Genomic DNA, 25,580 nt, shown 5'->3' with positions numbered 1-25,580 from the left:
GCGGAGGGACCGCGTCCAAGAGGCCTGCAAATCGGTGAGGCAAGAGCGCGAGGGGTGGCACCTCTACAACGTGCCCCAATTCTTGAAATAGCGTAGAAGGTCGCGTACGGAGATTAAACCGACCACGCGGCCTCCATCGGTGATGACAAGGTGTCGGATCCCGCGTTCCGCCATGACGTCGCTGGCCTCATGGGCGGACTGTGCGATATCGATGCTCATGACCGGCGCGCTCATGACGGCCCGCACCTGCACCTGCTCCGCCGCTGCGCCGCTCGCCATCGCTTTCCGCACCAGATCGGCCTCGCTTACAATACCCACGTAGTCCCCGTGGTCCTCGACGAGCAGCGCACCCACTCTGGCATCCCGCAGCTGCCGCGCGACGGTCAACAACGTATCATCGGGCCGCACGGTCCGTGTGATAGGCCGCATCATCATGGCCAAGGGTCGTTGGATCGGTCCACCTGCCACCGCCATTCGCCAGCCCTCTCCCTGCGAAAGAAGGCGAAATTCTACTGGAGTGCGTCGCAATCTGCAATTCTCCTCGAATTAGGACGCGAAAGGTTCGTTTCATTTGCTCGCCTCCCTACGCATTGTTATACTGACCGCACTGCACGAAGGCACGCACAAGACCTCCCGCAGTTTTTTCTTCATAAGGAGAGACGTCCATGCATATCAGCGTGATTGGTACGGGTTATGTCGGGCTGGTGACCGGGGCTTGTTTTGCAGAATTCGGCGTGAACGTCACCTGCATGGACACCGACGCGCGCCGTATCGCCAAACTGGAAAAGGGCGAGGTTCCCTTCTTCGAACCCGGCATCACGGAACTGGTGGGGAAGGGGATCAAAGAAGGCCGGCTCCACTTCACGACCGACGTGGCCAAGGCCGTGGACAAGGCGTTGGTCATCTTCATCGCCGTCGGAACCCCTCCCAAGTCGGACGGGTCGGCTGACCTGTCCTATGTCGAAGAGGTAGGCCGCGGCATCGCCAAGAACATGACCGGTTATAAGGTCATCGTGACCAAATCCACCGTCCCGGTCGGAACCGGAGAAAAACTGCGCGAGGTGATCAAAGCCAGCCAAACGGGCCGATTCCGATTCGACATCGTTTCGAATCCGGAGTTTCTGCGCGAAGGCTCGGCCATTGAAGATTTCATGCGCCCGAACCGCGTCGTCATCGGTGCGGATAGCGAACAAGCCGTCGCGATCATGAAAGATCTCTATCGCCCCCTCTATCTGTTGGAAACGCCGATCATCGTGACCGACATCCCGACGGCAGAAATGATCAAGTACGCGTCTAACGCCTTCCTCGCCGTGAAGATTTCCTTCATCAACGAAATCGCCACCGTGTGCGAGAAAGTTGGAGCCGACGTCCAGATGGTCTCGAAGGGCATGGGCCTCGACAACCGCATCGGCAACAAGTTTCTCCATGCCGGTCCGGGGTTCGGTGGGTCCTGTTTTCCGAAGGATCTGGCCGCCCTGGTCCAGACCGGAGAACGAGTGGGGTATCCGTTTCAGATCGCCGGTGCCGCCGCCAAGGTGAATTGTGAACAACACTTGCGGATGGTGACGAAAATCCGCGAAGCCTGCGGAGACGTGAAGGGCAAAATCCTAGGGGTGCTGGGTTTATCGTTCAAGCCCAACACCAACGACATGCGTGAGGCGCCGTCTCTGACGATCCTCAGCGAATTGATGAAGGAAGGAGCGACGATCCGAGCATATGACCCGGCGTCGCTGGAAGAATCCGTCAAGCTCTTGCCCGGCCTCATCCCCTGCGCCGACACGTATGCTGTGGCGGAAGGGGCGGATGCACTGATCATCATGACCGAGTGGAACCAGTTCAGAAACCTGGATTTCGAACGATTGAAAAAGTCGATGAAACAGGCACTCTTACTGGACTTGCGGAACGTCTACGATTCGGACCGCGTGGTGGGATTCGGATTCCGTCACGTGTCGGTCGGTCGCACGACCAAGGAGCCGGCCGTCTAATCGGCCGGCTCCTCACACCATTTATCCAATCAATTTCGTGGCTTCAGCCCCCACACTCTCTTTGGGCTTCGGTTTATAGCCCATCCGGTCGAGGACCTTCATAATTCTCGTCCGCAACCGATCATCGGCTTCCGCCAATGCGGTAGCCAGGGGTTCGACGGCCGGCTTGCCGATTTTGCGGATGATTTCCGTCGCGGACTGACGGACCTCGTCCTCTTCCGACACCAACAACGGCACCAGTGACGGCACGGCCACCCCGCCGATCTTGATCAACGAATCATAAGCCCGTTGCCGCACATCGCCCACCTCATCCGTGAGGGCGCCGACCAACGGCTCGACCGCCCGCGGATCCTTCAGCTCCCCGAGCACCTCCGCCGCATATTTGCGGTTGAGCCAATGCGAGTCCTTCAGGTCCACCAACATGGCATCGGCCTTGGCGGCGTTGGGGTCCTTCGCACGAACCCGAAAGCTCTTGGCGACGCGCTTGCCGCCTTCTTCGACCACCCGAATCGTCGCCCCATCACCGGGCTTGATCTTGAGGAAGTCTTCCAGCGCCTCTTCGCCGACGTCGAGCACGACGGTCTTGCCGTCGTAGGCCAGAAGTTCCACCTCCAATTGTCGGGCCTCCGGATTGACGGCGACCACCCGTTCTGTCACCAAATTGAACCCGTCTTTCTTGGGTCCGCCCTTCGGTCCGATTTGAATCAGTTTTACCGGTGCTTCATCTGCCATAATTGAGTTCCTTTTATGCGGTTATGACGAGGTCGCCTCTTTCCATCCTAAACTCGCAAGCACACCTTCGACCGTTTCCTGGACCATGGTATTTTCGTCTTCCAACAGGGGCAACAAGGGTTCGATGGCCTGTTTCGCCCCCAGCCGCGCGAGTGATTCCGCAGCATTCCGGCGCACGAGCCAGTCTTCATCCTGCAATGATTGGATCAACGCCTGGGTGCTCCGAGGGTCGCCGATTTTGCCCAAGGCCTCGGCAGCATGACGGCGCACCATCCAGTTGGGACCCAGCAGACCGTCGATCAAGGCATCGACCGCCCGGCTGTCTCCGATCTTCTTCAACACTCGCGCGACATCTTCGCGGAGCGTGCCATCCCCCAAGGCCTCGATCAGACCCGGCGTCGCCCTCGAATCGCCGATGCGCTCCAACGCCCACACCGCGGCGGTTCGAACGGCGCCGTCTTTATCCTTGAGCGCCCGCATCAACGGATCGACCGCCCGCGGATCACGCAGACGCCCGAGTGCGTTCGCCGCCTGCTCGCGAATGGCCCATTCGTCGTCCTGTAACGCCTCCAGCAACTGATCGAACGCCACGGGCCCGATGCGGACGACGGCGGTCGTGGCCGCTTCACGAATCACGACATCCTCGTCCGCCATCAGGCCGATCAATTGCGGCACCGCTTCACTCCCCATCTGGCCCAAGCTCGCCATCGCATGGTCCCGCAACGCTTCGTTCTCGTCCCGAAGAGCCGCGATCAACTGTTGGATTCTTTCGGCCTCATTCATGATCCTCCGCATCCTCCTGTCCGACCGGTTGCGCGCCTTCCAGCGCGGCAAGTTTGTCTGCAATGAGCCCGGCACTGTATGAGACGATACCATCCCGGTCAGTCCGCAACCGGTTGAACAACTCGCTATGCGGGCGCAGAACCTCCACGTCTTTGATCTTGGCCAACGATTCGATCGCGATCACACGCAAGGGTCGAATCGGAATCGCTTCGATGTAGAGCTGCGCCGGACGCGGATCGCCGATGAGGCCCAGCGATTTGAGCGCATATTCTTTGACGCCGGTATCCTTATCCACCTGCAGCCGTTTCATGAGCGGTTCCACGGCGCGCACGTCACCGATCTTGCCGAGCAAGTCCGCAGCGGCCTCGCGCACCACCCAGTCGTCGTCTTCCAAATACTCGATCAGGATCTCGACGCTGGGCCGCCCGATTCCGAGCAGGTCCATGACCGTCGCCATCCTGGCCTCTTCCCGTTCGCTCGCGCCCTCGATATCCCGTAAGGCATTGAACGCGTCGTCGATCCGCTCACGAATGGCACCCAGTTTCTTCAGCGTCCGCACGGCGATGTCGCGGACGGTCGGGGATGCCATGGCATCGATCAATCCGTCCGCGGAACGAGGATCGAGCAAGTGCTCGAGAATCGTCGCAGCCGTCACCTGGGCTTCGCTCTCCGGATGGCGGAGCATCTCGCACAGCGGCGCAATGGCATTGGGGATCAACCCCAACAAGTGGCGCACGCGCATCCGCACGTCGTCGCCGGACGATTCATGCAGATGGCGGACCAAACCCGCCGCCGTTTCGTCGTTGAGCACACCGGCCATCTGCTCCAGCGCGGCAAACCCGGCTCGACGCACCGCATCGTCGGTATCGCCCAGTAGGCCGACCAAGGCCGGCCCCGCCGCCGGGTCCTTGATGCGGGATAACATCGCAGCCGCTTCGACGCGCAACGGGCCGTCCCCGGCTCGCAATACGCCCGTCAGAGCCCGCACTGCACGAGGCCCGCCGGCCAAGCAGGCGGCTGTCGCCCGCATGCGCCGCCACTCCTCCTCGTGGGTCAGCTCGGAGACCAGTGTCTCGATCGTCTCTTTAGGCATCTCCCATCACCCGCCGACCTTCACACCATAGCTCACCGGCCGGCTCACATCCGTCCCGGGCGCCATCCCACGGCCGTCAGGGTTTCCCGGACGTGGTATCGGATGTTCTCATCACGCTCGGCGGACAGCATCGACAGCAACGATGGAATGACCGACGGCCCGAACTTGGCCAATGAGGCTGCCGCTTCCGCGCGAGTCACCGTGTTGCGCAAGGCCACCAACAACGATGGAATGGCATCCGCGTCGGCAATCATACCCAATGCGCGAGCCGCCATCCCCATCGTGGCCATCTCATCGGTCCAACCGTCGGCGCAAGCGGCGGTCGGACGGCTCGGTTCGCCCTGCGGAGCCCCCTCCACGATGAGGCGCAGGATAGGAACGGCTCGGGGATCCCCGATGTGGCCGAGTGCTTCAACAGCATAAAGCCGCAGGCTCGGCTCTTTCATAATCAACACCAAATAGTCCACCGCCCTGGCGTCGCCGATCGCACCCAGCGCACGGACCACATCTTCGCGGACGGCCGAATCCCGATCATTGAACAAGGTCCGCAGCAGCGGCTCCACTGCCTCCGGAGACTTCAGTTTCCCCAACGCCTCGATCGCATGCAGCCGCACCAGCCATTCTTCATGCTGCAGCGCGTCGATCAACGCAGCCACGGCCGCTGTTCCGAGCGCGGCGAGGGCGGCGGCCGCTTCCTCGCGAACGGCCTTGACCTTGTCCTGCAACAGAGGCATCAAGGCCGACACGGCAGACGGATCCCCGATTCGTCCCAAGCCCTTGGCGGCATGCATACGGACGATCCAGTCCCGACTCCCTAAAGCCTCAACCAACGGCACAAACACCCGGGAGTCAGCCAGGGTCGCCAGCACCGCCGATGCCGCCTCCTGCACATGCAGCGCGGGATCGGTGAGACAGGTCGCCAAGGCCATCATCGAGGGTTCTCCGATGGAAGCCAAGGCTCCGATCGCGGCGTCGCGCACGGCGCGGTCGGTATCATGGAGGGCTCTCGTCAGGGGCAAGACCGCCCGTGGATCCTTGAGCGATCCCAACAGGGCCGCGGCCTCTTCTCGGATAGCCCAATCCTCATCCGAGAGGGCGGCGATCTGTTCGCTGATGGTGTCGGCCATGGTCCCTCGGACTCCAGAAGCCATCGACCTTAACACAGGTTTTTTTGAAGGGTCAACGCGCGCTGACTCGTGCGGACCGGCCTCGACAGCACGCGACGCCGCCGGTCGATAAGGAAGGGAACGGAGAGCACGATGGACCGACCACGCTACCGGACGGACCCCTTGGCAAAGTCCCCGCTGGGACCAAACCGGCCCGTATCACCCAGGGGCCGATCGACACGGAGGTTGTCCGCTTGACTGGAGTCCACGGTGTCGTCGTCGGATGGCGTCCATCCCAGCTTTTCCAACGTCTCGATGACCAGGAGACGGAGCGAGTCCTTGGCGGTCAACCGAACAGAGGCATAGGACAAGACGCGCTCGCCCTCGGATTCGACCTCGGAGGCCTTGGGATCATAGAGGAACGACACCAGGGGTTCGATGGCCGAATCGCCGATCAACACCAGCGCCGCCGCCGCCTTCTCCCGCAACACGCCGTCTTTGAGCAGCATGATGAGGTCGGGGATCACACGCGGGTCCCGGAAGTGCCCAAGGGCGGTGGCCGCCGCCTCCTTGATGAAGGCATCTTCGCTGACGATGCAGCCGGGCGTCGGAGTACCCTCCTGCCGAATTCCCTTCCCCTTGAGGGCGGCCAGCACGGCCGGCAGGGCACGGGGGTCGCCGATCATGCCCAACGACGCGATGGCATGGCGCTTGACCGCCCCGTCCTTCATGGCTTCGAGTAACGCATCGATCGCGCGCGGATCGCCGATCATGCCCAAGGCAATCGTGGCATCTTCCCGGACGGCACGGTCCGGATCCTTCAAGGCGCCGATCAGGGCATCGACCACTCGCGGCTCGCGCACCCAACTCCGTCCGATTTGATAGTCGGTGGTCATGCCACCCAGAGCACGGGCTGCATGACAACGGACAACGTAGTCCTTATCGCTCAAGGTCTCTATCAGCAAATCTACGGAAGGCTGCCCGATGGCCACCAAGGCAATACCTGCGGTTTCGCGGACGATTTTCGAGGAGTCGCGGAACAGCTTCAGCAAGGCCGGAACCGCCTTGGGGTCGCCGATTTTTCCGAGTGCCTCTGCCGCCGCGCTTTTCACCGCACCGTCCCGATCACGACACGCGAAGACCAGTCCGTCGACGGACCGCCGATCGCGCAGGTCGCCGCAGGCCTTCGCCGCATGTTCCCGCACACGCCACCGTTCGTCCTTCAAGGCCGCCAGGAGCCGGTCTATGAGCCCCGTCCCCAAGGACACGACCGCGGCCACGGCTTCATTGCGGACTTCCATGATCGGGTCGTTGAACAGGCCCATGAGGGCGTCGACGGCTTTCGGTCCGCCGATCTTGGCCACCCCCCATCCCGCCCGAGCTCGCACGGACCAGTACTCATCCCCGCAGGCGCCAACCAGCGCATCCAAGGTTGAGGGGTCGCCTAGCTCCGCCAGCGCCTTTGCCGCCTCTTCACGAGTGGCATCGTCTGCGTCCTCAAGCGCATCGAGAAGGTCATCGAGTGCCTGTGCCATCACCAACCTCGCTGTTGCCGTAATAGGGATCCCGCTGCCCACCGTGCGGATAGGTACGTTTGCATCGCACCACCAATGTCTGGGTGCCGCGACCGTCCACACATTGATCGAGTGACTTGGAGTACTCCAATCTCCCATCCAAATTGACGCTGAAGGGAAAATCGAACGTGAAACTGACGAATTTATATTGCCCTGGCTTGAGCTTCAACTCCCGCACCTCGGTAGTCCGATACGCATCGGATGTCTCCGGGTCCAAGGTCCACAACTGCGGTGTCACCCCTGGCACTTGCCACCAGGATTGCGGCACCAACGGAGTCGGGTCGATCGTAATCGCGTGCTCTTTGGTATAGGCCGGTGGAGGCCCGGCAGCCGCCGGCCCGCTCACCAGAGAGGCCGCCGTCAAACCCAAGACGAACAAGGCAATCGGTCGCCGAGAGAAACCTATAGATGATGACGATGCCATAGCACCTCTATTGCAACAATGGAGTCTTCGGAGCCGGGGAGAAGGTCGCGGTGAAGATCTCCTCCACCGGATGACTTTCCCACTCCGTATGGGTCTGCAGTCCTAGCGCCCGCATGACCGTGGCCCCCGTATCCAGAATCGACACCGGCTGGCGGATCGCATAACCAGCCTTGATCCCGACTCCTGACGCGATCCAGGGAACCATCGGGAGATTCTTGGCTGGATCCCCCGGCACCTCGCCCGAGGAGAACTGGGTCTCGCCGACGGCGCTGAGCGAAGTGGCAAAGACCGTGGTCCGTTTGAGCAGGCCGAACTCGCGGTACAGATCAAGTACCGCGCCCATGGCCTTATCCACCATTTTTAACGCGGTGGTGTATTCCTGAGACTTCCACCCCTGCGCCTCGCCGACTCGGCCGGGTGTCGGCAAATGCACGACGAGAAAATGCGGCAGGGCCGGAATGGCATGACCATAACCGGAACCGCTCGTCGCCTTCTTGAAATAGTCCCGCACATAACTGACCAGCCGATCCGGATTACATTCCGACCGGAGCGCGCCGCAGAGTTGATAATCGGTGTAGGGTTCCGGTTTCGCGAGCTGGTACAACGACTCATCCATATAGAAAATGGTGCTGTCGCGGCCGCCGCTCAAATCCAGATAATCGAAGACAGTCGGGGCACGGGGATACCCACGACTGAACTCAAAGACATTCCAATTGATGCCATGTTTGGCGACCGGCATGCCCGTCACCAGCGAGGCCATCGTCGGCAACCGCCGCGCGGGTGCGACGGTGGTGGCGGACCACGTCACGGCCCCACCCTTCACCAACGACGACAACACGGGCATGGCGCCGGCCTTCAAGGAATCCTGGCCAAGCCCTTCGAGCACGAACAAGATGACATGTTCGGCTCGCTGTTCCGTGGACGGCGCGGCCGGAGCCCCTGCGGTCCCCCGAGCTGCCAAAGCGGACGAATGGGATATGGAAAGGACGAATGTGCCCACGAGGGCCATCGACAGGCTCATCAGGGCGCAACGTACAGGACTGATAGATTTCATTACCTGCCTCACGACGGGATCGCGTTAGAGTGCGAAGAGAAGGTACCTTAGCATGCTGTTTTCCGGGAAAACAAGGCGCGAAACCGCGCGTCATGGTGCATTCTGCGGGATCGATGTTATCCTGACGGGCAGCGGTGATCTTCCACCGGGCAGGGACACATGAGCAGCTCGTCGGTGAGGAGCATGGGGCGTCAACCGCATCATTCGCAAGGGCCACGACCGTCTCACCGGCAATCGACGCCGCCTTCCTTACGTCTGCACCTCCCATTCCTGATCGGCCTCCTATTGCTGACGGGCAGTCCGGCTCGAGCGGACATTCGCATCGTGTCGGCGGAAGGCGAACATCGCCTGGCCGCCGGCGAAACCAGGGCAGAAGCCGTCCGGCTCGCCACCGAGCAGGCCAAGAGCGCAGCGCTGGAGCAGGTCGCAACTTACTTAGAAAGTGTCACGGTCGTCAGGAACCTGGACGTCACAAGGGACGAACTACGGAGCTACACGGCCGGGACGGTGCTGGTTCTCGACCAGCGTGTCACCACGGACGTGGACAGCGGCGCAACCGTGATTCGCGTCACCTTGACGGCCCAAGTCGATACCGACGACGTGGCGCGGGCGATCACCGCGCTCCGAGAAAATCAGGACGCCCGGCAGGAACTGCTCGCGTTGAAAAAGGATGTCGATCGCCTCCGACAGGACCTGCAGGCGGCCAATCGGGCACTCGCCACCGCTGCCACGCCGGAACAGAACCGACAGCTCACCCAACGGCGGCACGACCTCCTGGATCAGGTCCAGTCGAACGCTCTGGTCGCCCAGGCCTGGAACGATTGGGTGCTCGCCGCGCCCACTAGTCAGTCCTTCCCCGCAGGCGGTCTTGCGCAGGTTCACGCGCTGCTCCTGCTGGCCGCGCAACTGCATCCGGACAATCCCCATCTCGGCAGCGCCCGACAGGCTGTGGGAGCAAAGACTCCGCCGCAGCCGCCCAAACCGCCGGTGCCCCATACAGTGCCGTTCCTGCCCGGTTACAATCGGGTACCGCAAGAACCCGGCAAGGAGGTCCCCTCCTCGCCCAACCAAGACCGCCTCACATCGATGTATCAACTGGTCCCGCTGCCCGACGGACGCTCAACCCTGCCGACGCTTCACACCTATCAAGCAGGCAGTCGAGAGCCGGAGACGAAAGAGCCGTAACCATGCCGAGGACGCTTCGACCGAGACGCCGACCGCTCTGGCTCTTCTGCACCCTCCTCCTGACCACACCGGCCATGGCGGCGGACGCGACCGACCCTGCCCACGATCGAGAGCACTATTTAATCGGTGAAGGCCAGGGTGATCTTGGGAAAGGCCTCCTAGTCTGCCGCCGTGTCGCAGAGCTGGCAGCCAGGGCCGACATCGCCAAACAGATCCGGGTGCTGGTCAAGGAACGCGCAATCGACCGTGTCCGCGAGCGAACCGGCCATGACGCGGAGCAAGACATCGAGATCCTGCGGGAAGAGGTGGTGCAGGAATATCTGCAGGGCGTCACGCTCGTCGAGCGCCGAACCGACGAAGCTCAGAAAACCTGTTCTGCCGTGGCCATCATGCCGAAGAACCGCCTCGTCTTGCCCTCGCCTCTGGACGCCGCCGCACCCGATTCTCCTCCCCGTCGCTGAGCGAGAGCCTCCCCCCGGCGCACGAACGCTCCATTGAACTTCGCGCGCCGTTTCAGGTAAGAGAAGCAACGATGCCCATCGAGAACAATTTTCAGCACGACGAACTGTCTCGCAAGAACCCCGGCGACCGGCTGGCCTATACGGACTGGACCCCGCCCCCCGAGCCCGGGTCCCCGGCATGGCAGGAAGGCATGGCACAGATCGGCCGCGCGCTCTCGCGAGCCGGGGTACGAGCAGTGCTGTTTCTGCACGGTTCGATTTCAGGCACCGATGTGTTCGGCCTCGGACGCCTCGACGAAGCGGGTGGTCTCAAGCGAGGGTATTCCCGTGGAATCTCCGGATTGGATTCCTTGCTCTCCTTCATGCGCGAAGGATCCAATGGCATCACGCCGTTACCCGGCGGGCTCATACCGCCGCTCCCTGACGACGAAGCCACCCGAAAAATCCTCGATACCCAGATCGGCGATGCCGGCAATTTCACCGCCGCCACCATCGAGCTGTGCCGCAAAGCCCTGAACCAGGAGCCGGCAAAGCCGATCACCTGCCTGCGGAGTCTCTGGTCCTGCGAACACCACCATCTTGGACGCGCGCTGGCTGCCTGCCGCCTGCTGGATCGTCTCCATGCCGTGGTGGCCGAGCAGCAATTGGGACCGGGCGACCGCGTCCTGGTGCAGGCGCACGGCCAAGCCGGGCTGGTCCTCGCGCTGGCCTCTAACCTGCTGTGCCCTTCTCCAATCACTGGCCGAAAGACCCTATTCGAGGTGCTCTTGGCTTATGCGGGTGAGGGCTCTGACGCCCAGGCGATCCGGCGCATCGACCAACCGCTCGCGCAGGGGACGCTGCTCAACGGCGTCGCCCTTGATATCGTGACCCTCGGCACGCCGGTCCGGTACGGGTGGGATCCCTCCGGCATCGGCACCTTGCTCCACATCGTGAACCATCGCAATCTCCGCACCGACGGCAAGACCTGGCTCTCCAAAATGGATCTCCCTCAGATTACCGTCGAGATGCCGATCGCCTGGGGCGGCGATTACGTGCAGGAACTGGCCGTGGCCGGCAGCGACGCGCTCCCACCTGACAGCGCAAAGGCGGCGAACAAGGCCGTGTGGGAATTGATGGAGCCCTACGACGGCTTCGAGCGCTGGGTGGAATGCGCCAGGCGCGCCGTGCGCTTCCCCAGCGAAGGCCGGTGCCTGCTCGTGGATTACAAGGACTGCACGGGCTCCGCAAACGTTCGCGACCACTACTACGGTCATGCGGCCTACACCCGGGCGAACGCACTTCTCTTCAACTTCGGCGAGATCGTCACCCGCTGCTACACATAACGCCTGTTGCTGTCGTGCCCTCCTTACCACCCGACGCGCCCGCGAGTTCATCCATGGCGGCCGCCGCGCGCGGAGGGCCTCCCCCCTCCGTTGCCGTCATCATCCTGGTCTTCCTGCTCTCGCTGCTAGGCTCCTTGCCCCTCGTCTCTCGCTATCACCTCGATGAAGGGTGGTATACCAACGCTGCCATCCAGATGGTGCAGAGCGGCGACTATGTCACGCCACGATATGCCGATGGCTCCCTTCGTTTTCGGAAACCGATCCTGACCTACTGGGTGCTCGCCACGAGTTATGCAACCCTGGGCATTGGCCTAGTCTCCTCGCGACTTCCCTTCCTGCTGGCTGCCTGCGCCACGCTGTGGGTGACCTATCGCCTGGCGCGCTCCGTGACGCAGGATCCACGGATCGGCCTGTTGGCAGCGGCCCTCCTTGGTTCCAACATTCTATTCATGGAGTCCGCCACCAAGGCGACCCCGGATATTTTGCAATGTCTGTTCATCACACTCAGCCTGTGGGGGGCGACGGAACTGCTCTTCAACCGGCGGGACGATCCCCGCTGGTACGCCCTGTTCTATGTCGGAGCCGGACTCGGCATCGCGACGAAAGGCCTGCTGCCGTTCGCCGTGATTGCCTGGCCGCTGCTCTTCACTCGGCTCCTTCCTTCAGAGACGGATCGGCCGCCGCGACTGTTTCACGTTGGCTGGTTGATGGCGGGACTGGTCGTGGGACTCTCCTGGCTGGCCGGCAGCCTGCTGCTACGCGGCCCCGAGGTCGCCACGACCCTGTTCGAGGATCAAGTCGGCCAGCGCTTGGAGGGGGCCCATCGGCTCTTCCTCAGCAATATCGCCTTGTACCTGCTGACGCCCTTCCGCTTCTTCGCGCCCTGGTTCGTGATGCTGGGTATTCTCGCGGTGGTGCAGCGGGACCTGCTGCGGGCCTCTGTGCGCCAGCAAGGCCGCTGGTTCTGGTTCGTGCTCGGCTGGCTGCTCGTGAACGTGGCCGTCTTTTCCTTCGGGAATCTCATGCGTCCTCGATATCTGTTGCCCACCTTTCCTCTCCTAGCCGTTCTGCTTGCGGGCCTGCTGCAACAGACGATGCAAGGCCGACCTGCGAGGGTGATCCAGCACATCCTCCAATGGGTCTTCAGGGCGGCCACGGGAGTCGGCGTGGTACTCGCGCTCGTGGGCTGGCGCATCGACCAACGCTTTGCGATCGGCGGATTCTGCCTGAGCGGGGTGCTGCTGTTGCTTGACTGGGCGGCGTTCCGCCGCTCAGCCTTGCCGCAGCTGATCGCCCTCGGGCTGGCCATCATGGTGGCGTTCGGCACCTTGGAGCAATTTCTCAAACCGGTCGTCATTACTTCGCCTGCCGCCGAACTCACCCAACGACTACTCGCGCTCAATCCGCCTCCTGAGCGCATCGCTACCGTCGGCCTGCGCCACTCGGTGGCCAACCAAATCCGGCTTCTCTCAGGCGGACGCCTGGCCCTCCGTGAGTTCCCGGACAATGAGGGGCAGGAAACGGTGCGTCACTTCCCCGTCATCCTCGCGCCGCCCCCCCTCTATCACACGTTGGCCGAAGACCCGTCCTATACGAGCAAGGCCTGCGTACTCGAGTACCAGCCGCTCAGCGCGGAGGAGCTCTGGTCGGCGCTGAAGACGGGGGAGCGAGCACCCAAGCATGAAAAGGATCAGAAACGGTACTATTTGATCAGGAAGCAGGCAGGGAACGGGACAAGTGAACGACCGTCGTGACGAAGATCAATGCCCCGCACACCAGGAAGGGCGCCAGCCTTTCTGTGAGAGAAAACGCCGGCAGAGCGCGCCCTCCTGCTTGCTCCAGACAGGATCGTCGCGTAGACTCTGCTTCAGCGTACGCGCTTGCTCGGAGCCCCGGTCATGTCACCATCGTCCCCATCTCCAGACGACGTCCGTATTGCCAACAATTTGCGCCGCACAATCGAACTGACGGAGTTGGGACTGGCCTTGCGTCGAGCCGTGATTGAACAGCGGAATGGGCCTAGCGAGGGTGGGGGAATCGCGCAGGTCATGCACGAAATCCGACTGGCCAAAGAGCAGGCATGGCAGCAGAGCCAATCCTAGTCCGGGCGTTCTCCGACCTCATCACCGACTTCAACCGACGCGGCGTGATTTATGCGCTGGCCGGGGGCTGGGCCTACAGCGCCTTGGTGGAGCCTCGAGCCACCACGGACATCGACCTCCTCATATTGCTAGACCCGCCTTCACGCGAACAGATACAGACGCTCGTCTCATCCCTCTTCGACTCCACCATCATCCATCCGAGCCCTATGGTCTTTCAGGGGATCTCAATTTGGCGAATTGTGGGAATCCGATCCGGACAGGAAGTCGTGATCGATTTTCTTGTGGCAAACACGGCCTATCTTCGAACCGCATTGGAGAGGAGACAGACGGTCCCATTTGGCACACTCCAAGTCCCTATGCTGTCGATCGAGGATCTCGTCATCCTAAAGATGGTGGCAGGACGACTCCAGGATCATGCCGATTTGGAGAAAATCCGCGCGCGCCAGGCAGACTTACACGTCGACTGGACGTACGTTGACCGCTGGAAAACGATGCTCGGACTTGCTGACCGTTAGGTGGGGGAGGATTTTAAGAAGTATGGCGGAATTACTCCATCCCGGCCGCTTCCCAAGCGAAGGCCAGTTCCTGCTGGTGGATGACAAAGACTGCGCGGCTCAACCAACGTCCACGACCACTACTACGGCCACGCTGCCATCCAGATGGTGCAGAGCGGCGACTATGTCACGCCACGATATGCCGATGGCTCCCTTCGTTTTCGGAAACCGATCCTGACCTACTGGGTGCTCGCCACGAGTTATGCAACCCTGGGCATTGGCCTAGTCTCCTCGCGACTTCCCTTCCTGCTGGCTGCCTGCGCCACGCTGTGGGTGACCTATCGCCTGGCGCGCTCCGTGACGCAGGATCCACGGATCGGCCTGTTGGCAGCGGCCCTCCTTGGTTCCAACATTCTATTCATGGAGTCCGCCACCAAGGCGACCCCGGATATTTTGCAATGTCTGTTCATCACACTCAGCCTGTGGGGGGCGACGGAACTGCTCTTCAACCGGCTGCAACAGACGATGCAAGGCCGACCTGCGAGGGTGATCCAGCACATCCTCCAATGGGTCTTCAGAGCGGCTACGGGAGTCGGCGCGGTACTCGGTAGCCAACCAAATCCGGCTCCTCTCAGGCGGACGCCTGGCCCTCCGTGAGTTCCCGGACAATGAGGGGCAGGAAACGGTGCGTCACTTCCCCGTCATCCTTACACCGGCCCCCCTCTATCACACGTTGGCCGAAGACCCGTCCTATACGAGCGAGGCAAGACCACCTTTCCGTCCCCAGCGTTCTCATTGAAAGACCTGACTACCATCTTTGGTAATGTCTCTCACAAACTGCCGCGCCGTAGTCCGAAAAGCACCGTGCCATACCTGCTCGTCAATTATGCTCTCCGACCAATCCGAGGGGAGAAGCGATTTGATCAGCGGAGTACCCAACCAAAAGAGCCCTCTTCGACTGATCAGATAGGTATAGGACCGTTTGAGCTGCCGGTCCGTATACAGATCGTATCGAACGCTCACCCGCTCACCTTCATAGTCATAGAAGGGAAGAATTCCAAGACTGAGCACGGACACGAACATCCAGAAATTCGACAACGCCGTATGAGGCTGGTGATCCAATGTGACCTTGTAGAACAACCCATGGTCTGGTGGTTCCCACATGTAGACTGCTTCGGATTGACCTGCCTCCTTTCCGAGCCCTTGTCGAATGGCGTCGGCAATGGCTCGATACTCGACACGCAAGTCGATGTTGTAATACACCCGCTTGGTCGAGGGTGCGACGGCTGGAGCATCGGCCTCTCTCCACAAAGGACTCACCGATCCGGCCCCCATCCACGAACAAGACGAGAGTATGATCGCCAGGCCCACAGCAAGGAGGGCACCGGGAAGGGTTCGAAGGGACGCTCGCCATGTGGCACACCTAAAAATGCCCATCTGCTCGCGCATCTCGCCAGAATTTCACTGATGTTTCTGCAAACGCCTCTTCCTTCGAAAACGTCCACGGTGATTCCGTCCAGGAGTCTCCGATAAATGGGAGCCCCAGCAAGAGAAGTCCCCAGATAAGCGTCTTTTGTTGGACCAGCCCACGATAGGTGCCCAGCTCTTTCCTGTCGCTAACTAATTGATAACCGATCCTATACTCGGCAGCGTCTTCAACATAACAGGGGATCACCAGAATGGTCAGAGAACACCAGAGCAACTTCCAAGCAGCTTGAAGATTCATGCGAGGCGTGTGAGTGACATCCACAGAAACATAATAGCCACGCTCCGGCGCCTCAGACGTGAGAATCGCTTTTTCGAAAGTAGGATTCTTGGTGAGCGCCTTCCCCAACAATTCCGCAAACTGTTGGGTCGACCTGGCGCTTTCAAATGAATCGACCGTTTCTCTAGCAGGCGGTTTCTCAAACACTGCCGGCACGTTGTAGTAAATAACTGCGCCTGGTTGTTGAGCATACGAAGAGATTGATTCGTCCAAAACGTCGGTCGGCGCAACCCGCCAGGCATGAATAGCACATCCCGGCATTACGACCGAGAAGAAGATAGCCACGATGATAAGATACCGAGTCCGAAGAAAACTCTGTACCCTCATAGCCTCTTCCCAGCCTCAGTACGGCATTTCGTCGTCGTCCAGGCCAAAATGATGCCCGATCTCGTGCACGACCGTGTCGCGCACTTCCTGCACCACGTCCTCCTTGGTGCGGCAGAGTCGAAGGATCGGTCCGCGATAGATGGAAATCTTGGCCGGTAGTTGCCCACCGGGTTCGAAGAAGGAATCCTTGTCGATGGAGAGCCCTCGATAGAGACCGAGAAGATCCTCGTCTTCGTCCATCTCCAGGTCTTCGCGCACGTCGGGTGAGGGCTCTTCCTCCACCACCACCGCGACGTTGGTCAGGAGTTTGGCGTATTCATCCGGCAGGCCGTCCAGCGCCTGCTGCACCAATGTCTGAAATTCCGATTCCGTGACCGAGAGTTTCGCCCGCTTCCGCGCCATCTCCATCACCGATAGAGCACTACCCCGTTCTCGTTACGGATGCGCCACCCGCCAGTTCTTTCCCACACCCACATCCACCTTGAGCGGAACCGAGAGGCCGAGGGCTTCGCCCGTCGCCTCCATTTCCTGCTTCACAAGCTGTTTGGCCCGTTCAAGGTCGGATTCGGGCGTTTCGAAGATCAGTTCGTCGTGGACCTGCAGAATCATCTTAGTGGTCGGCAAGGTTTCACGAAGCCGTTTGTGGACCCGGATCATCGCCACCTTGATGAGGTCGGCGGCCGAGCCTTGGATCGGGCTGTTGACGGCCATGCGCTCCCCCATCGCACGCTGCGTCTGGTCGCCGCTCTGCAGTTCCGGAATCGGACGTCGCCGTCCGAGAATCGTGGTCGTGTAGCCCTTGGTCTTGCCGTCCTCGATGTTGCGATCCATCAGGGCTCGGACGGCCGCGAATTTCTCAAAGAAGGTGTCGATGTAGGTCTTGGCGTCGGCTTGCGAGACCCCGATATTCGAGGCCAGCCCGAAGGGACTGATCCCATACACAATGCCGAACACCACGCTCTTTGCGGCCCGACGCATCTCCCTGGTGACTTGATCGGCAGGGCGATTAAAAATTTCCATGGCCGTGGCCATATGAATGTCCTCCCCACGCTCGAACACCTGCAGGAGGCGAGGATCCTGCGAGAGGTGCGCCAAGATCCTCGGCTCTACCTGGCTGTAATCGGCGCAGAGGAGCTGATGGCCCGGCGGCGCGATGAAGGCTTCGCGGATGCGAAGGCCGTAGTCGCCCTTCACGGGAATGTTCTGCAGATTGGGGTCGGTGGACGAGAGCCGGCCTGTGGCGGCGACCGTCTGGTTGAGCGAGGTGTGCAGGCGGTTGGTCTCGGGATTCACCAGCTGCGGCAGGGCGTCCACATATGTTGACTTGAGCTTGGTCAGAGTGCGGTAGTTCAGAATCTGGGCGGGCAACTCATGCTGCAAGGCCAGCTGGGTCAACGTGTCCTCGTCCGTAGAGTAACCTGTCTTGGTCTTGCGCAGCGGCTTCAGCCCCAGCTTCTCGAAGAGCACGGCGGCCAGTTGCTTGGGGGACCCGACGTTGAACTCTCCGTCGGCCAGCCGGTAAATGTCGGCGACCATCCGCTCCAACTCCCGATCCAGCTCCTGACTCAGCGTGTGCAGGCCCGCCACGTCCAACAGGAATCCATTGCGCTCGATGTCCGCCAGGACCGGCACCAGCGGCATTTCGACCTCTTCGAACAGCATCAGACTGCCCTGTTCTTTCAAACGGTCACGCAACAGGGGCGCGACCTTGGCCGTCACGGCGGCAGCCTCGCCCGTACGACGAACCAGTTGCTCGTCGACCTCGAACAGCGAGGGCGGCGTGGTCGCGTCGTACTTGGCTCCAGCTCCCAACTGGTACCCCAGTTGATCCATTGCCACCGCGTCCAAGGTATGGGCGCGGCGATTGGGATTCAGCAGATAGTCCGCCACCATCGTATCGAAGCAGGGTCCCTGGAGATGCACGCCCTGGCGATGGAGCACCAACAACAGCGGTTTGAGGTCATGCACGGCTTTCGGGTTCTGGGGGTGGTCCAGGAGCTGCTCCACCACCTTCGGCCAGGAAGCGACTTCGCCCTGCACGAAGGCTGCTTGCCCCGTTCCCATACCCAGGGCACAGCCCCGCATGTCGGCCCGTACGCCTCCAGTGTCGCTCAAGACATAGGCCAGCCCGATTGGTTCGCCATATTTACGCGCCTTGAGGAAAGCGACCGCCGCGGCCTCGTCCTGCAGCGTCTGCACCTCCGCGACCAATTGCTCCTGCGCCGCAGTTTCCCCTTGGAAGGCCTTTGCGAGGGTCATGAACTCCAGCTCGCGGAGCAGTCCCACCAAGGCCTCGCGATGCGGAGCCTTCGCTTGAAATTGCTCGGGAATGAAGTCGACCGGACAATCGAGGTGAATCGTCGCCAGCTGCTTGCTCAGGCGGGCTTGTTCCCCTTGCGCCAGCAGCAAGTTCTTGGTCTTCAGCGGCGTGACCTCTTCCACTCGCGCCAACAGGTCTTCGATCGTGCCGAACTGCGTGAGGAGCTTGACCGCCGTCTTCTCGCCGATTCCCTTGACCCCGGGGATGTTGTCACTGGTGTCGCCCATAAGCCCCATGATGTCGACGACCCGCGCCGGCTCCACGCCGAATCGCGCCACCGAGTCTGCCTCGCCGAACCACTTGTCCTTCACGGGATCGTAAATCTTAGTCTTGGGCGTGAGGAGCTGAAACATGTCTTTGTCGCTGGTGACGATCGCCACTTCGAGGCCTTCCTGCTCTGCCTTGCGCGCCAAGGTTCCGATCAAGTCGTCGGCCTCGTAGCCGGCCTGGCGAATGACCGGGAGGGCCAAGGCCTCCACCACGCGATGGATATAGGGAACCTGCGCGCTCATCCCTTGCGGCATGGGCGGCCGCTGGGCCTTGTACTCCTGGAACGCCGCATGTCGATGCGTCGGCCCCTTTTCATCGAACACCACCGCGACATAATCCGGCCGATGCTCCCGCAGCACCTTCAACAGCATGGTCGTGAACCCGTACACGGCGTTGGTCTGCAGCCCCTTGGAGTTGGACAGCGGGGGCAAGGCGAAGAACGCCCGGTAAATGTAGGCACTCCCGTCGATGAGATAGAGCATCGGCATCAGTCACGCAGACAGGTGGTTCACTCGGGTGCGATGATGAGCGGCGGTTTGTCGAACTTCGCCCGCATGGCGTTGATCGTACTGAGGACCGTCGATTGTCCCACGATCTTGGCTTCGAGGCGGCGCTTGCCGGGAAACTCGATGAGCGAGAGTCCGATCAGCATGGTCAGCACACCCTGCCCCGGCAGAAACAGCATCAAGAACCCGGCGAACAGAAAAATCGCCCCCACGACGTTTTTCACAATGTGGCCGACGAGGCGGAGGATCGGATGGTGGTTTTCCATCCAGGGACGAGGTTTGCGAATATCGAAGTAGTCGGCCGGCAGCCGCATGAGGATAATCGGAATCGCGATGAGCGTCCCCACGAACATCACGCCCGACGAGACGGCGAACCAAATCAGAAGCTTGGCCGGCACGAAGGATTCGATCTGCGTCAGAAGCTCGCCCATCACCGGCGCATCCTAGCATGGGGCTTTGCGCGGCGAAAAGAGCACCGAGGCAAAGCGGGTTTACCTTGTCCGCGGCAGAGATTATAATTTTGCGCGATGTCTCCGCTGCCCTCACGCCGTCTGTCTGCCCGCCCACGTCTCGCCTTCCATATGGCGATGCTGGGCCTGCTCCTTTCGTGCTGGGTGATCGTACCCGCCGTCGATCGGCTCCATGCCGCCGAGACAGAGTCCGACGTCGAACCGGACCTGCAAATCGAGATCACCAAGATCGGACTCGGCAAGGAAGTGGTCATCACCAAGGGGCGGCGGGAATGGTTCATGCGCGTCGAGGTGACCCCCGAAAACTCCGTCGTCGTTCGACAGGAAAAAGACGGCGACCGGTATCTGCTGGATGACAGCGAAGTGCATGACCGCTCCATGAGCGCCGCGGAAGTCGATGCGGCCATCACCGATTTCATCAACAGCGTGAAGACCACACAGAAGGGCAAGTGACCACCATGTCGGGGAAGCCGAAGTTCGTCATTTTCGCCCACAACGCCACGTACGACAAACTCCATCAGGTCGCCACCCTCGGCCTGACCGCCGCCGCGATGGGCAAGGACGTCATCGTGGTGCTGTTGTTTTGGACAATCAAGAAACTGGCCGAGGGGAATATCGACGAGATCGACTTTCCACCCGAGTATGCCGCCTCCGCGGAGCAAGTGACCCGACTCCTGAAGGAAAAGAAGGTGCCGAAGATCTCCGAAATGTTTCAGGAAGCGCGCCTGGTCGGGCACTTCCGCCTCATTGCCTGCAGCGCGGGCCTGGAATATATGGGCGTCGAGGCCGCAGCCGTCGAGCGGAATGTCGACGACGTCATGGGCTTGCCTTCCATCCTCTCCCTCACGGCGCAAGCCGAGACCAAGCTCTTCATCTGACACCGGTAAGCAGACGCCGTCCTCCCCTGTCGACAGACAGGCGGCTTGCCTTCCTCAGGCTTACCGACTTTTAGTCACGCCGACGCGGTCACAGTAGGTCGCGATCTGACAGCGGCTGCAGAAGGGGGAAACAGGCTGGCACAGGTGCTGTCCGTAGGGCACGAGTAGATCGTTGAAGATGATCCAATAGCGGCGGGGAAGTTTCTCGCGCAGGGCCCGTTCGGTGTCCTCTGGAGTCTTCGTCTTCACATACCCCCACCGGTTGCTGATCCGGTGCACGTGGATGTCGACACAGATCCCCAATTTACGATACCCCACCGTGACCACCAGGTTGGCGGTTTTTCTCCCGACGCCCGGCAAGGTCAGGAGTTCATCGATGGTATCCGGCACCACTCCCCCATATCGCTCCACAAGCTCGGCACAAATCTGCCGGATCTGTCTTGCCTTGGTGCGGTAGAACCCGACCGGGTAGATGGCCTGCTCCACGACAGACGGTGCCAACTGCTGCATGGCTGCAGGCGTGGTCGCCAACGCGAACAGCCGCGCACTGGCCTCGGCGGTCGTCTTATCTTTGGTACGGAGACTCAGAAGGCAGGAGATGAGCACCAGAAAGGGATCGCGGCCCGACTCCTTGGCGACGAGCCCCACAACCGGATCCGGCCAGCGGGCAATCTCCCGCTTCACCGTCCGAATGACGGCATGGATATCTCGCTCCTGCATAGGACAGCCGGGACAGAAGAGGAACGACCGGAGGTGGTTGAGATGAGCGGCGGAGGGAACAGCGGCCCGACGGCTAGTCGGACCGTCGCTTGGCGAGCCACTTTTGCCGACGGCGTTGAGCCTCGCGCTCCTTCGCCTTCTTCCGCACGCTCGGCTTCTCGTAGTAACGGCGGCGCTTCAGTTCGCGGAACAATCCTTCGCCCGCCAATTTCTTCTTGGCGACCTTCAGGGCTTTCTCAACGTTGTTATTGAAGACCTTGATTTCCATCGTCGGCTACCTTCGACTCTCCTTCACCGAAGTTTCAGAATATTCAACATTTTCTGCGGCCACGAATCGAAGGGCGGAGTGTAGCATAGCAATTGTGCTTCCACAAGCATTTGTTCCGCCACCGAGAATTCACCCCGCATTGATTCTACAAGTAACTGATTTGGTTGACATTTCATATTCTCTTCGACCATGGCGAGACAGCCGTCGATGACCGCCTCCGCCAGGCGGATGCCCATCAACAGATCAGGACCGACCTCCGGCTTCGCCTGTGCCAGCATCCCGCGGAGGAGCGAAATGATCTCGCATGCTAGCTTCACGATTTCCAACGGCACCTCGGTGGCCCCCAACAGGGCTGAAGCAAGGCGCAATCCACGCTCCGGATGGCCGTGAGGCAACTTCTTCGCCTGCAGCACCTCCGCGTAGCGGTCCCGATCGAGTTGGACGAGTTCCTCAAGCCGCGCCTTGATCTCTGTCAGGCGGGTTTCGATCGCGCGGACCCGATTCAACCGGGCCACCATGAGGCCCAATGTCGCCGCGAACACAGCGGCCCGCGCACCGACACTACCGCCGGTCAGTCCCTGCGTATCCGTGCTCGACCGTTCCGCCACGCCGCTCACAGGAGCCGCCTTTTCTTGTGACGGTGGAGAGGTCGCCAGTCGTCCCACCGCTTCACGCAAGTCGCCGCTGTTCAGCCGCGCCTCCAATATCTGGCTCCCCTCGAACCGTTCAAGCTGCAGTGCCTGCTGAACCGCCTCGATCAATGCTTGCTGCGGAACCAGGCCGATGATTTCCGTGCCGGCCACCGCCACTCCACGAGCCGCCGCCTCCCGCTGCACCGCGGCGAAGGCAACGTGCAACGGCGTCTGCAAATGGTTGGTCAGATTCATCGAGACCTGTACCAACCCCTGACGTTTCAACTCCACCCCGATCGCTTTCACAAAGGGAAGGCCGCCGCTCGACTGCCGCACCGACTTGGCGATGGCCTGTGCGACCGAGAGATCCCGACTCTGCAGATTGACGTTCACGGCAATCAGCGGACCCCGCGCCCCTACCACAGTCGCCCCGGCCGTCGGATGCAATTGCTTCGGGCCGAAATCCGGAGACCAAACCGGATCGGCGGCCATCCGGGCTGCCAACCCCGGGATCCCCCCCTTCCGAATCCATTCCAGGTTGGTCCGCTCCGGTCTGGAAGCCGCCTGCTCGTACAAAAAAACCGGAATCTTCAATTCGTTCCCGATGCGTTGCCCGACCATACGGGCCAACTGCACACAATCCTGCATGCTCACGCCGCTGATGGGCACGAAAGGCAGGACGTCGAGGGCCCCGACCCTCGGATGCTCGCCCTCATGGCGGCGCAGATCGATCAATTGGGCCGCCGTCCTGGCCATTTGAAAGGCAACCTCGGCAACGGCGTAGGGCCGGCCGGCAAAGGTCACGACCGAACGGTGATGATCGGCATCCGAGCTATGATCGAGCAGGGCGACGCCGGGCACTGAACGGACAATCTCGACCAACGCTCGCACGACGTCCGGATTTCGCCCTTCGCTGAAATTGGGGATGCACTCGACGACCTGATTCACCGCAGTTCCCTCTTCACAACCAAGACGTGTTCGGCGCGCACAAGAAAAAAGCCGGAGGCTCTGTACCTGGCCCTCCGGCTTTGCCGCGCAAGACAGTCTCGTATCTGCGCGCCTGTCGCTGATTCCCTACTTGGTCTTTTTGACGAACGCTTTGTAGATTCGCTTCGAGGAACTCTGCTCCTCTTCCATCCCGACCATTTCATGCCCGGTGGTCTGGCACCAGGCCGGCATATCCTTCTTGATCCCTTCATCGTCCGAGACGACTTCCAACACCTGGCCGGTCGTCAGCTCCTTGATTTTCTTCGACGTCAGGATAATCGGCATCGGGCAAAAGTACCCGAGCGTATCCAGCTTCACATCCGCCTGAATCATGCCGCCCTCGCTTAGATGAACAGGTTCACGCTGCCCTGCTTGGCCTCCGCCAAGTAGGTCGTGACCCCGGCAAACTGGTCGATCCCATCGATCAGCGTATCCTTGGTGATGCCCATCAAACCCATCGTCGTCGTGCAGGCAATGAAGCGGACCCCCAAATCCAGTGCCGTCTCCATGAGTTCTGGCACGCCGGGCATGCGATTCTGCTTCATCACGAGCTGCATCATCTTCGTCCCGAGCCCCCAGAAGTGAAACCGCGAGAGCGGCAGGGTGTCGGCCCCTCCCTTATTGAGGAAGCCGAACATGCGGCGCAGCCAGTCGCTTGCTGAACTGGTCGCCCCCTTCTTACGGATTGTATTGAGACCCCAGAAGGTGAAAAACACGGTCACCTGCATTCCCATGGCGGCAGCGCCGGTGGCAATGATGAACGCGGCCATGGCGCGATCCAGATCGCCGCTGAGTAGAACGATCGTCACCCGATCCGGCTTGGATTCACGCAGTTCCGCTAAGGCGGCGGTCGGCTCGATTTGTGCTGTGGTCATCGGGCACCTCTCTCTACCTCGGGACGCCGATCCCGAGCGGAAAATTCGTTGAAAAGACTATAGTCTCCGCTACTTTTTCTTGTCAAGAAATGCGCGGCACGGACAGGCCTTCCGATTGCTTGACCTCACGAAGGCCCATCGTTATAGTCCGGACGTGAGCACCGACCTGATCACCGAATTCAAACCGTCCAAGAGCGCACCTCTGCTCGGCTTCTGGTATCCGGCCACCACCAGCAGTTCACTGGCCACCGGGCGGATGCAAGCGCAGGTCCTGCTGGGCCTACCGATTCTCGTCTGCCGAGATCGCCAAGGCCAGGTGGCGGCGATGCGGGATATTTGCCCGCATCGAGGCATGCCCCTCTCCTTCGGCGAGTTCGACGGGGAACGCGTTGAGTGCGCCTATCACGGCTGGCAGTTCGATACCTGCGGCCGTTGCCGCCATATCCCAGCCCTGGTCGAAGGCTCTCCGCTCAAGGCTGAGAAGATCGGCGTTACCTCATACCCCTGCGAAGATCACGATGGGTATGTCTGGGTCTTCCTCACCGACCCACAACAGCCGAACCAGGTCGTTCCGGAAGTGCCGCGCCTCCCGTTGCCGTCCGCACCCTATCGGATGATCCAGATCTCGACGATCCTCGATTGCACCATCGACGACGGCATTGTCGGGCTCATGGATCCCGCGCACGGCCCCTTCGTCCACCAGAGTTCCTGGTGGCGAACGAAGGCCAGCATGCATGACAAGGCCAAGACGTTCGAGCCGATTCCCAACGGGTTCCGCATGGTCCCCCATGCCCCGTCCAAGAACAGCGGCCCCTATAAACTACTCAACAAACTGTACGGCGGCCCGCTCACCACGACCATCGACTTCGTGCTGCCCAATCAACGGTTCGAGTTCGTGCAATGCGGCTCCATGTACGTCTCTTCTCGCGCCACCGTCACGCCCATCGGCGACCAGCAATGCCGGATCGATTTCGCCGCCGCCTGGAACATTCTGCCCTGGTTGCCTTTCGCCAAGCCGCTGTTTCGTTATTTCGCCAACATTTTCATGAAACAAGACAAGCAGGCGATGGAACGGCAGGCCGTCGGATTGAAGTACAAACCGGCCCTCATGCTGATCGACGATGCGGACACGCCCGCCAAGTGGTATTACAAGTTAAAGGCCGCCCACTTGGCTTCGATCCAGACCGGCCAGCCCCTCGACCACCCGCTGAAAAGCCCTGTGACCCTCCGCTGGAGAAGCTGAC

The 25,580-nt window shown here is 61.1% G+C and carries 29 protein-coding genes; 11 read left to right on the top strand and 18 right to left on the bottom strand.

What is annotated here, in order from left to right; translation table 11 throughout:
- Positions 1–63: 63 nt before the first annotated feature.
- Entirely contained in the window at positions 64–474 is a 411-nt protein-coding gene (locus HRU82_12265; protein ID QOJ35669.1) for a CBS domain-containing protein, read from the bottom strand.
- Positions 475–665: 191 nt separating this feature from the next.
- Here HRU82_12265 and HRU82_12260 point away from each other — a divergent pair, with 191 nt between their 5' ends.
- Entirely contained in the window at positions 666–1,985 is a 1,320-nt protein-coding gene (locus HRU82_12260; protein ID QOJ35668.1) for a UDP-glucose/GDP-mannose dehydrogenase family protein, read from the top strand.
- Positions 1,986–2,006: 21 nt separating this feature from the next.
- Here HRU82_12260 and HRU82_12255 read toward each other — a convergent pair whose 3' ends face one another.
- The 7 genes from HRU82_12255 to HRU82_12225 form a co-directional block, all read right to left on the bottom strand.
- Positions 2,007–2,717, bottom strand: a complete 711-nt coding sequence (locus HRU82_12255) for a HEAT repeat domain-containing protein (protein QOJ35667.1) — start codon at positions 2,715–2,717, stop codon at positions 2,007–2,009.
- Positions 2,718–2,738: 21 nt separating this feature from the next.
- A complete protein-coding gene (locus tag HRU82_12250; protein QOJ35666.1) occupies positions 2,739–3,500 on the bottom strand; it encodes a HEAT repeat domain-containing protein in 762 nt (253 codons plus the stop codon).
- Positions 3,493–4,593 (bottom strand): HEAT repeat domain-containing protein, encoded by a 1,101-nt coding sequence (locus HRU82_12245; GenBank protein QOJ35665.1) that lies wholly within the window; start codon positions 4,591–4,593, stop codon positions 3,493–3,495. Before HRU82_12245 ends, HRU82_12250 begins: the two co-directional genes overlap by 8 nt.
- A gap of 44 nt (positions 4,594–4,637) precedes the next feature.
- Positions 4,638–5,720, bottom strand: a complete 1,083-nt coding sequence (locus HRU82_12240; GenBank protein QOJ35664.1) for a HEAT repeat domain-containing protein — start codon at positions 5,718–5,720, stop codon at positions 4,638–4,640.
- Between the two features lie 146 nt (positions 5,721–5,866).
- Positions 5,867–7,234: a HEAT repeat domain-containing protein gene (locus HRU82_12235; GenBank protein ID QOJ35663.1), complete on the bottom strand. Its 1,368-nt coding sequence runs from the start codon at positions 7,232–7,234 to the stop codon at positions 5,867–5,869.
- Positions 7,215–7,697 carry a hypothetical protein gene (locus tag HRU82_12230; protein QOJ35662.1) on the bottom strand — a complete coding sequence of 161 codons (483 nt, stop codon included), beginning with the start codon at positions 7,695–7,697 and terminating at the stop codon, positions 7,215–7,217. Before HRU82_12230 ends, HRU82_12235 begins: the two co-directional genes overlap by 20 nt.
- A 7-nt stretch (positions 7,698–7,704) precedes the next feature.
- Positions 7,705–8,718: an alkaline phosphatase family protein gene (locus HRU82_12225; protein QOJ35661.1), complete on the bottom strand. Its 1,014-nt coding sequence runs from the start codon at positions 8,716–8,718 to the stop codon at positions 7,705–7,707.
- Positions 8,719–8,934: 216 nt separating this feature from the next.
- Between HRU82_12225 and HRU82_12220 the strand changes: the two genes are divergently transcribed.
- The 7 genes from HRU82_12220 to HRU82_12190 all read left to right on the top strand — a co-directional run bounded on the left by HRU82_12220 (position 8,935) and on the right by HRU82_12190 (position 14,975).
- Positions 8,935–9,936: a hypothetical protein gene (locus HRU82_12220; protein ID QOJ35660.1), complete on the top strand. Its 1,002-nt coding sequence runs from the start codon at positions 8,935–8,937 to the stop codon at positions 9,934–9,936.
- Positions 9,937–9,938: 2 nt separating this feature from the next.
- Positions 9,939–10,397 (top strand): LPP20 family lipoprotein, encoded by a 459-nt coding sequence (locus tag HRU82_12215; GenBank protein ID QOJ35659.1) that lies wholly within the window; start codon positions 9,939–9,941, stop codon positions 10,395–10,397.
- A gap of 71 nt (positions 10,398–10,468) precedes the next feature.
- The gene (locus tag HRU82_12210) at positions 10,469–11,722 is read left to right on the top strand and encodes a hypothetical protein (protein ID QOJ35658.1); all 1,254 of its coding nucleotides are present in this window, start codon (positions 10,469–10,471) and stop codon (positions 11,720–11,722) included.
- A 53-nt stretch (positions 11,723–11,775) separates the two neighbouring features.
- A complete protein-coding gene (locus HRU82_12205) occupies positions 11,776–13,476 on the top strand; it encodes a glycosyltransferase family 39 protein (GenBank protein QOJ35657.1) in 1,701 nt (566 codons plus the stop codon).
- Positions 13,477–13,620: 144 nt separating this feature from the next.
- The gene (locus HRU82_12200; protein QOJ35656.1) at positions 13,621–13,824 is read left to right on the top strand and encodes a hypothetical protein; all 204 of its coding nucleotides are present in this window, start codon (positions 13,621–13,623) and stop codon (positions 13,822–13,824) included.
- The gene (locus HRU82_12195) at positions 13,803–14,339 is read left to right on the top strand and encodes a nucleotidyltransferase (GenBank protein QOJ35655.1); all 537 of its coding nucleotides are present in this window, start codon (positions 13,803–13,805) and stop codon (positions 14,337–14,339) included. The genes HRU82_12200 and HRU82_12195 overlap by 22 nt, the downstream gene beginning before the upstream one ends.
- A gap of 144 nt (positions 14,340–14,483) precedes the next feature.
- Positions 14,484–14,975, top strand: coding sequence for a glycosyltransferase family 39 protein (locus tag HRU82_12190; protein QOJ35654.1), 492 nt, complete (start codon positions 14,484–14,486; stop codon positions 14,973–14,975).
- Between the two features lie 135 nt (positions 14,976–15,110).
- Here HRU82_12190 and HRU82_12185 read toward each other — a convergent pair whose 3' ends face one another.
- From HRU82_12185 to HRU82_12165, 5 genes are all read right to left on the bottom strand, one after another.
- Positions 15,111–15,638 carry a hypothetical protein gene (locus HRU82_12185; protein QOJ35653.1) on the bottom strand — a complete coding sequence of 176 codons (528 nt, stop codon included), beginning with the start codon at positions 15,636–15,638 and terminating at the stop codon, positions 15,111–15,113.
- Between the two features lie 103 nt (positions 15,639–15,741).
- Entirely contained in the window at positions 15,742–16,368 is a 627-nt protein-coding gene (locus HRU82_12180; protein QOJ35652.1) for a hypothetical protein, read from the bottom strand.
- A gap of 57 nt (positions 16,369–16,425) precedes the next feature.
- Positions 16,426–16,812, bottom strand: a complete 387-nt coding sequence (locus HRU82_12175; GenBank protein ID QOJ35651.1) for a metallopeptidase family protein — start codon at positions 16,810–16,812, stop codon at positions 16,426–16,428.
- Positions 16,813–16,845: 33 nt separating this feature from the next.
- On the bottom strand, positions 16,846–19,488 hold the full coding sequence (gene polA, locus HRU82_12170; GenBank protein ID QOJ35650.1) for a DNA polymerase I: 2,643 nt from the start codon (positions 19,486–19,488) through the stop codon (positions 16,846–16,848).
- Between the two features lie 20 nt (positions 19,489–19,508).
- Positions 19,509–19,940 (bottom strand): hypothetical protein, encoded by a 432-nt coding sequence (locus HRU82_12165; GenBank protein QOJ35649.1) that lies wholly within the window; start codon positions 19,938–19,940, stop codon positions 19,509–19,511.
- Positions 19,941–20,033: 93 nt separating this feature from the next.
- On the opposite strand from HRU82_12165, the gene HRU82_12160 reads away from it, so the two are divergent.
- Together HRU82_12160 and HRU82_12155 are read left to right on the top strand one after the other, a co-directional pair.
- Positions 20,034–20,429 (top strand): hypothetical protein, encoded by a 396-nt coding sequence (locus tag HRU82_12160; protein QOJ35648.1) that lies wholly within the window; start codon positions 20,034–20,036, stop codon positions 20,427–20,429.
- Positions 20,426–20,854: a hypothetical protein gene (locus tag HRU82_12155; protein ID QOJ35647.1), complete on the top strand. Its 429-nt coding sequence runs from the start codon at positions 20,426–20,428 to the stop codon at positions 20,852–20,854. The genes HRU82_12160 and HRU82_12155 overlap by 4 nt, the downstream gene beginning before the upstream one ends.
- Positions 20,855–20,914: 60 nt before the next feature.
- Here the strand turns inward: HRU82_12155 and HRU82_12150 are convergent, their stop codons facing one another.
- The 5 genes from HRU82_12150 to HRU82_12130 all read right to left on the bottom strand — a co-directional run bounded on the left by HRU82_12150 (position 20,915) and on the right by HRU82_12130 (position 24,336).
- Positions 20,915–21,574: an endonuclease III gene (locus HRU82_12150; protein QOJ35646.1), complete on the bottom strand. Its 660-nt coding sequence runs from the start codon at positions 21,572–21,574 to the stop codon at positions 20,915–20,917.
- 73 nt (positions 21,575–21,647) lie between these two features.
- A complete protein-coding gene (locus tag HRU82_12145) occupies positions 21,648–21,842 on the bottom strand; it encodes a 30S ribosomal protein S21 (protein ID QOJ35645.1) in 195 nt (64 codons plus the stop codon).
- 23 nt (positions 21,843–21,865) lie between these two features.
- Positions 21,866–23,422, bottom strand: a complete 1,557-nt coding sequence (ftcD, locus tag HRU82_12140; GenBank protein QOJ35644.1) for a glutamate formimidoyltransferase — start codon at positions 23,420–23,422, stop codon at positions 21,866–21,868.
- Between the two features lie 126 nt (positions 23,423–23,548).
- Positions 23,549–23,794 carry a sulfurtransferase TusA family protein gene (locus tag HRU82_12135; GenBank protein QOJ35643.1) on the bottom strand — a complete coding sequence of 82 codons (246 nt, stop codon included), beginning with the start codon at positions 23,792–23,794 and terminating at the stop codon, positions 23,549–23,551.
- 11 nt (positions 23,795–23,805) lie between these two features.
- Positions 23,806–24,336, bottom strand: coding sequence for a DsrE/DsrF/DrsH-like family protein (locus HRU82_12130; GenBank protein QOJ35642.1), 531 nt, complete (start codon positions 24,334–24,336; stop codon positions 23,806–23,808).
- Between the two features lie 154 nt (positions 24,337–24,490).
- Between HRU82_12130 and HRU82_12125 the strand changes: the two genes are divergently transcribed.
- Positions 24,491–25,579, top strand: a complete 1,089-nt coding sequence (locus HRU82_12125; GenBank protein ID QOJ35641.1) for an aromatic ring-hydroxylating dioxygenase subunit alpha — start codon at positions 24,491–24,493, stop codon at positions 25,577–25,579.
- The last annotated feature ends 1 nt before the right edge of the window (position 25,580 follow it).

The sequence above is a fragment of the Nitrospira sp. genome (genome assembly GCA_015709715.1).
Taxonomy (GTDB): domain Bacteria; phylum Nitrospirota; class Nitrospiria; order Nitrospirales; family Nitrospiraceae; genus Nitrospira_A.
This window is presented reverse-complemented; position numbering and strand designations above follow the sequence as displayed.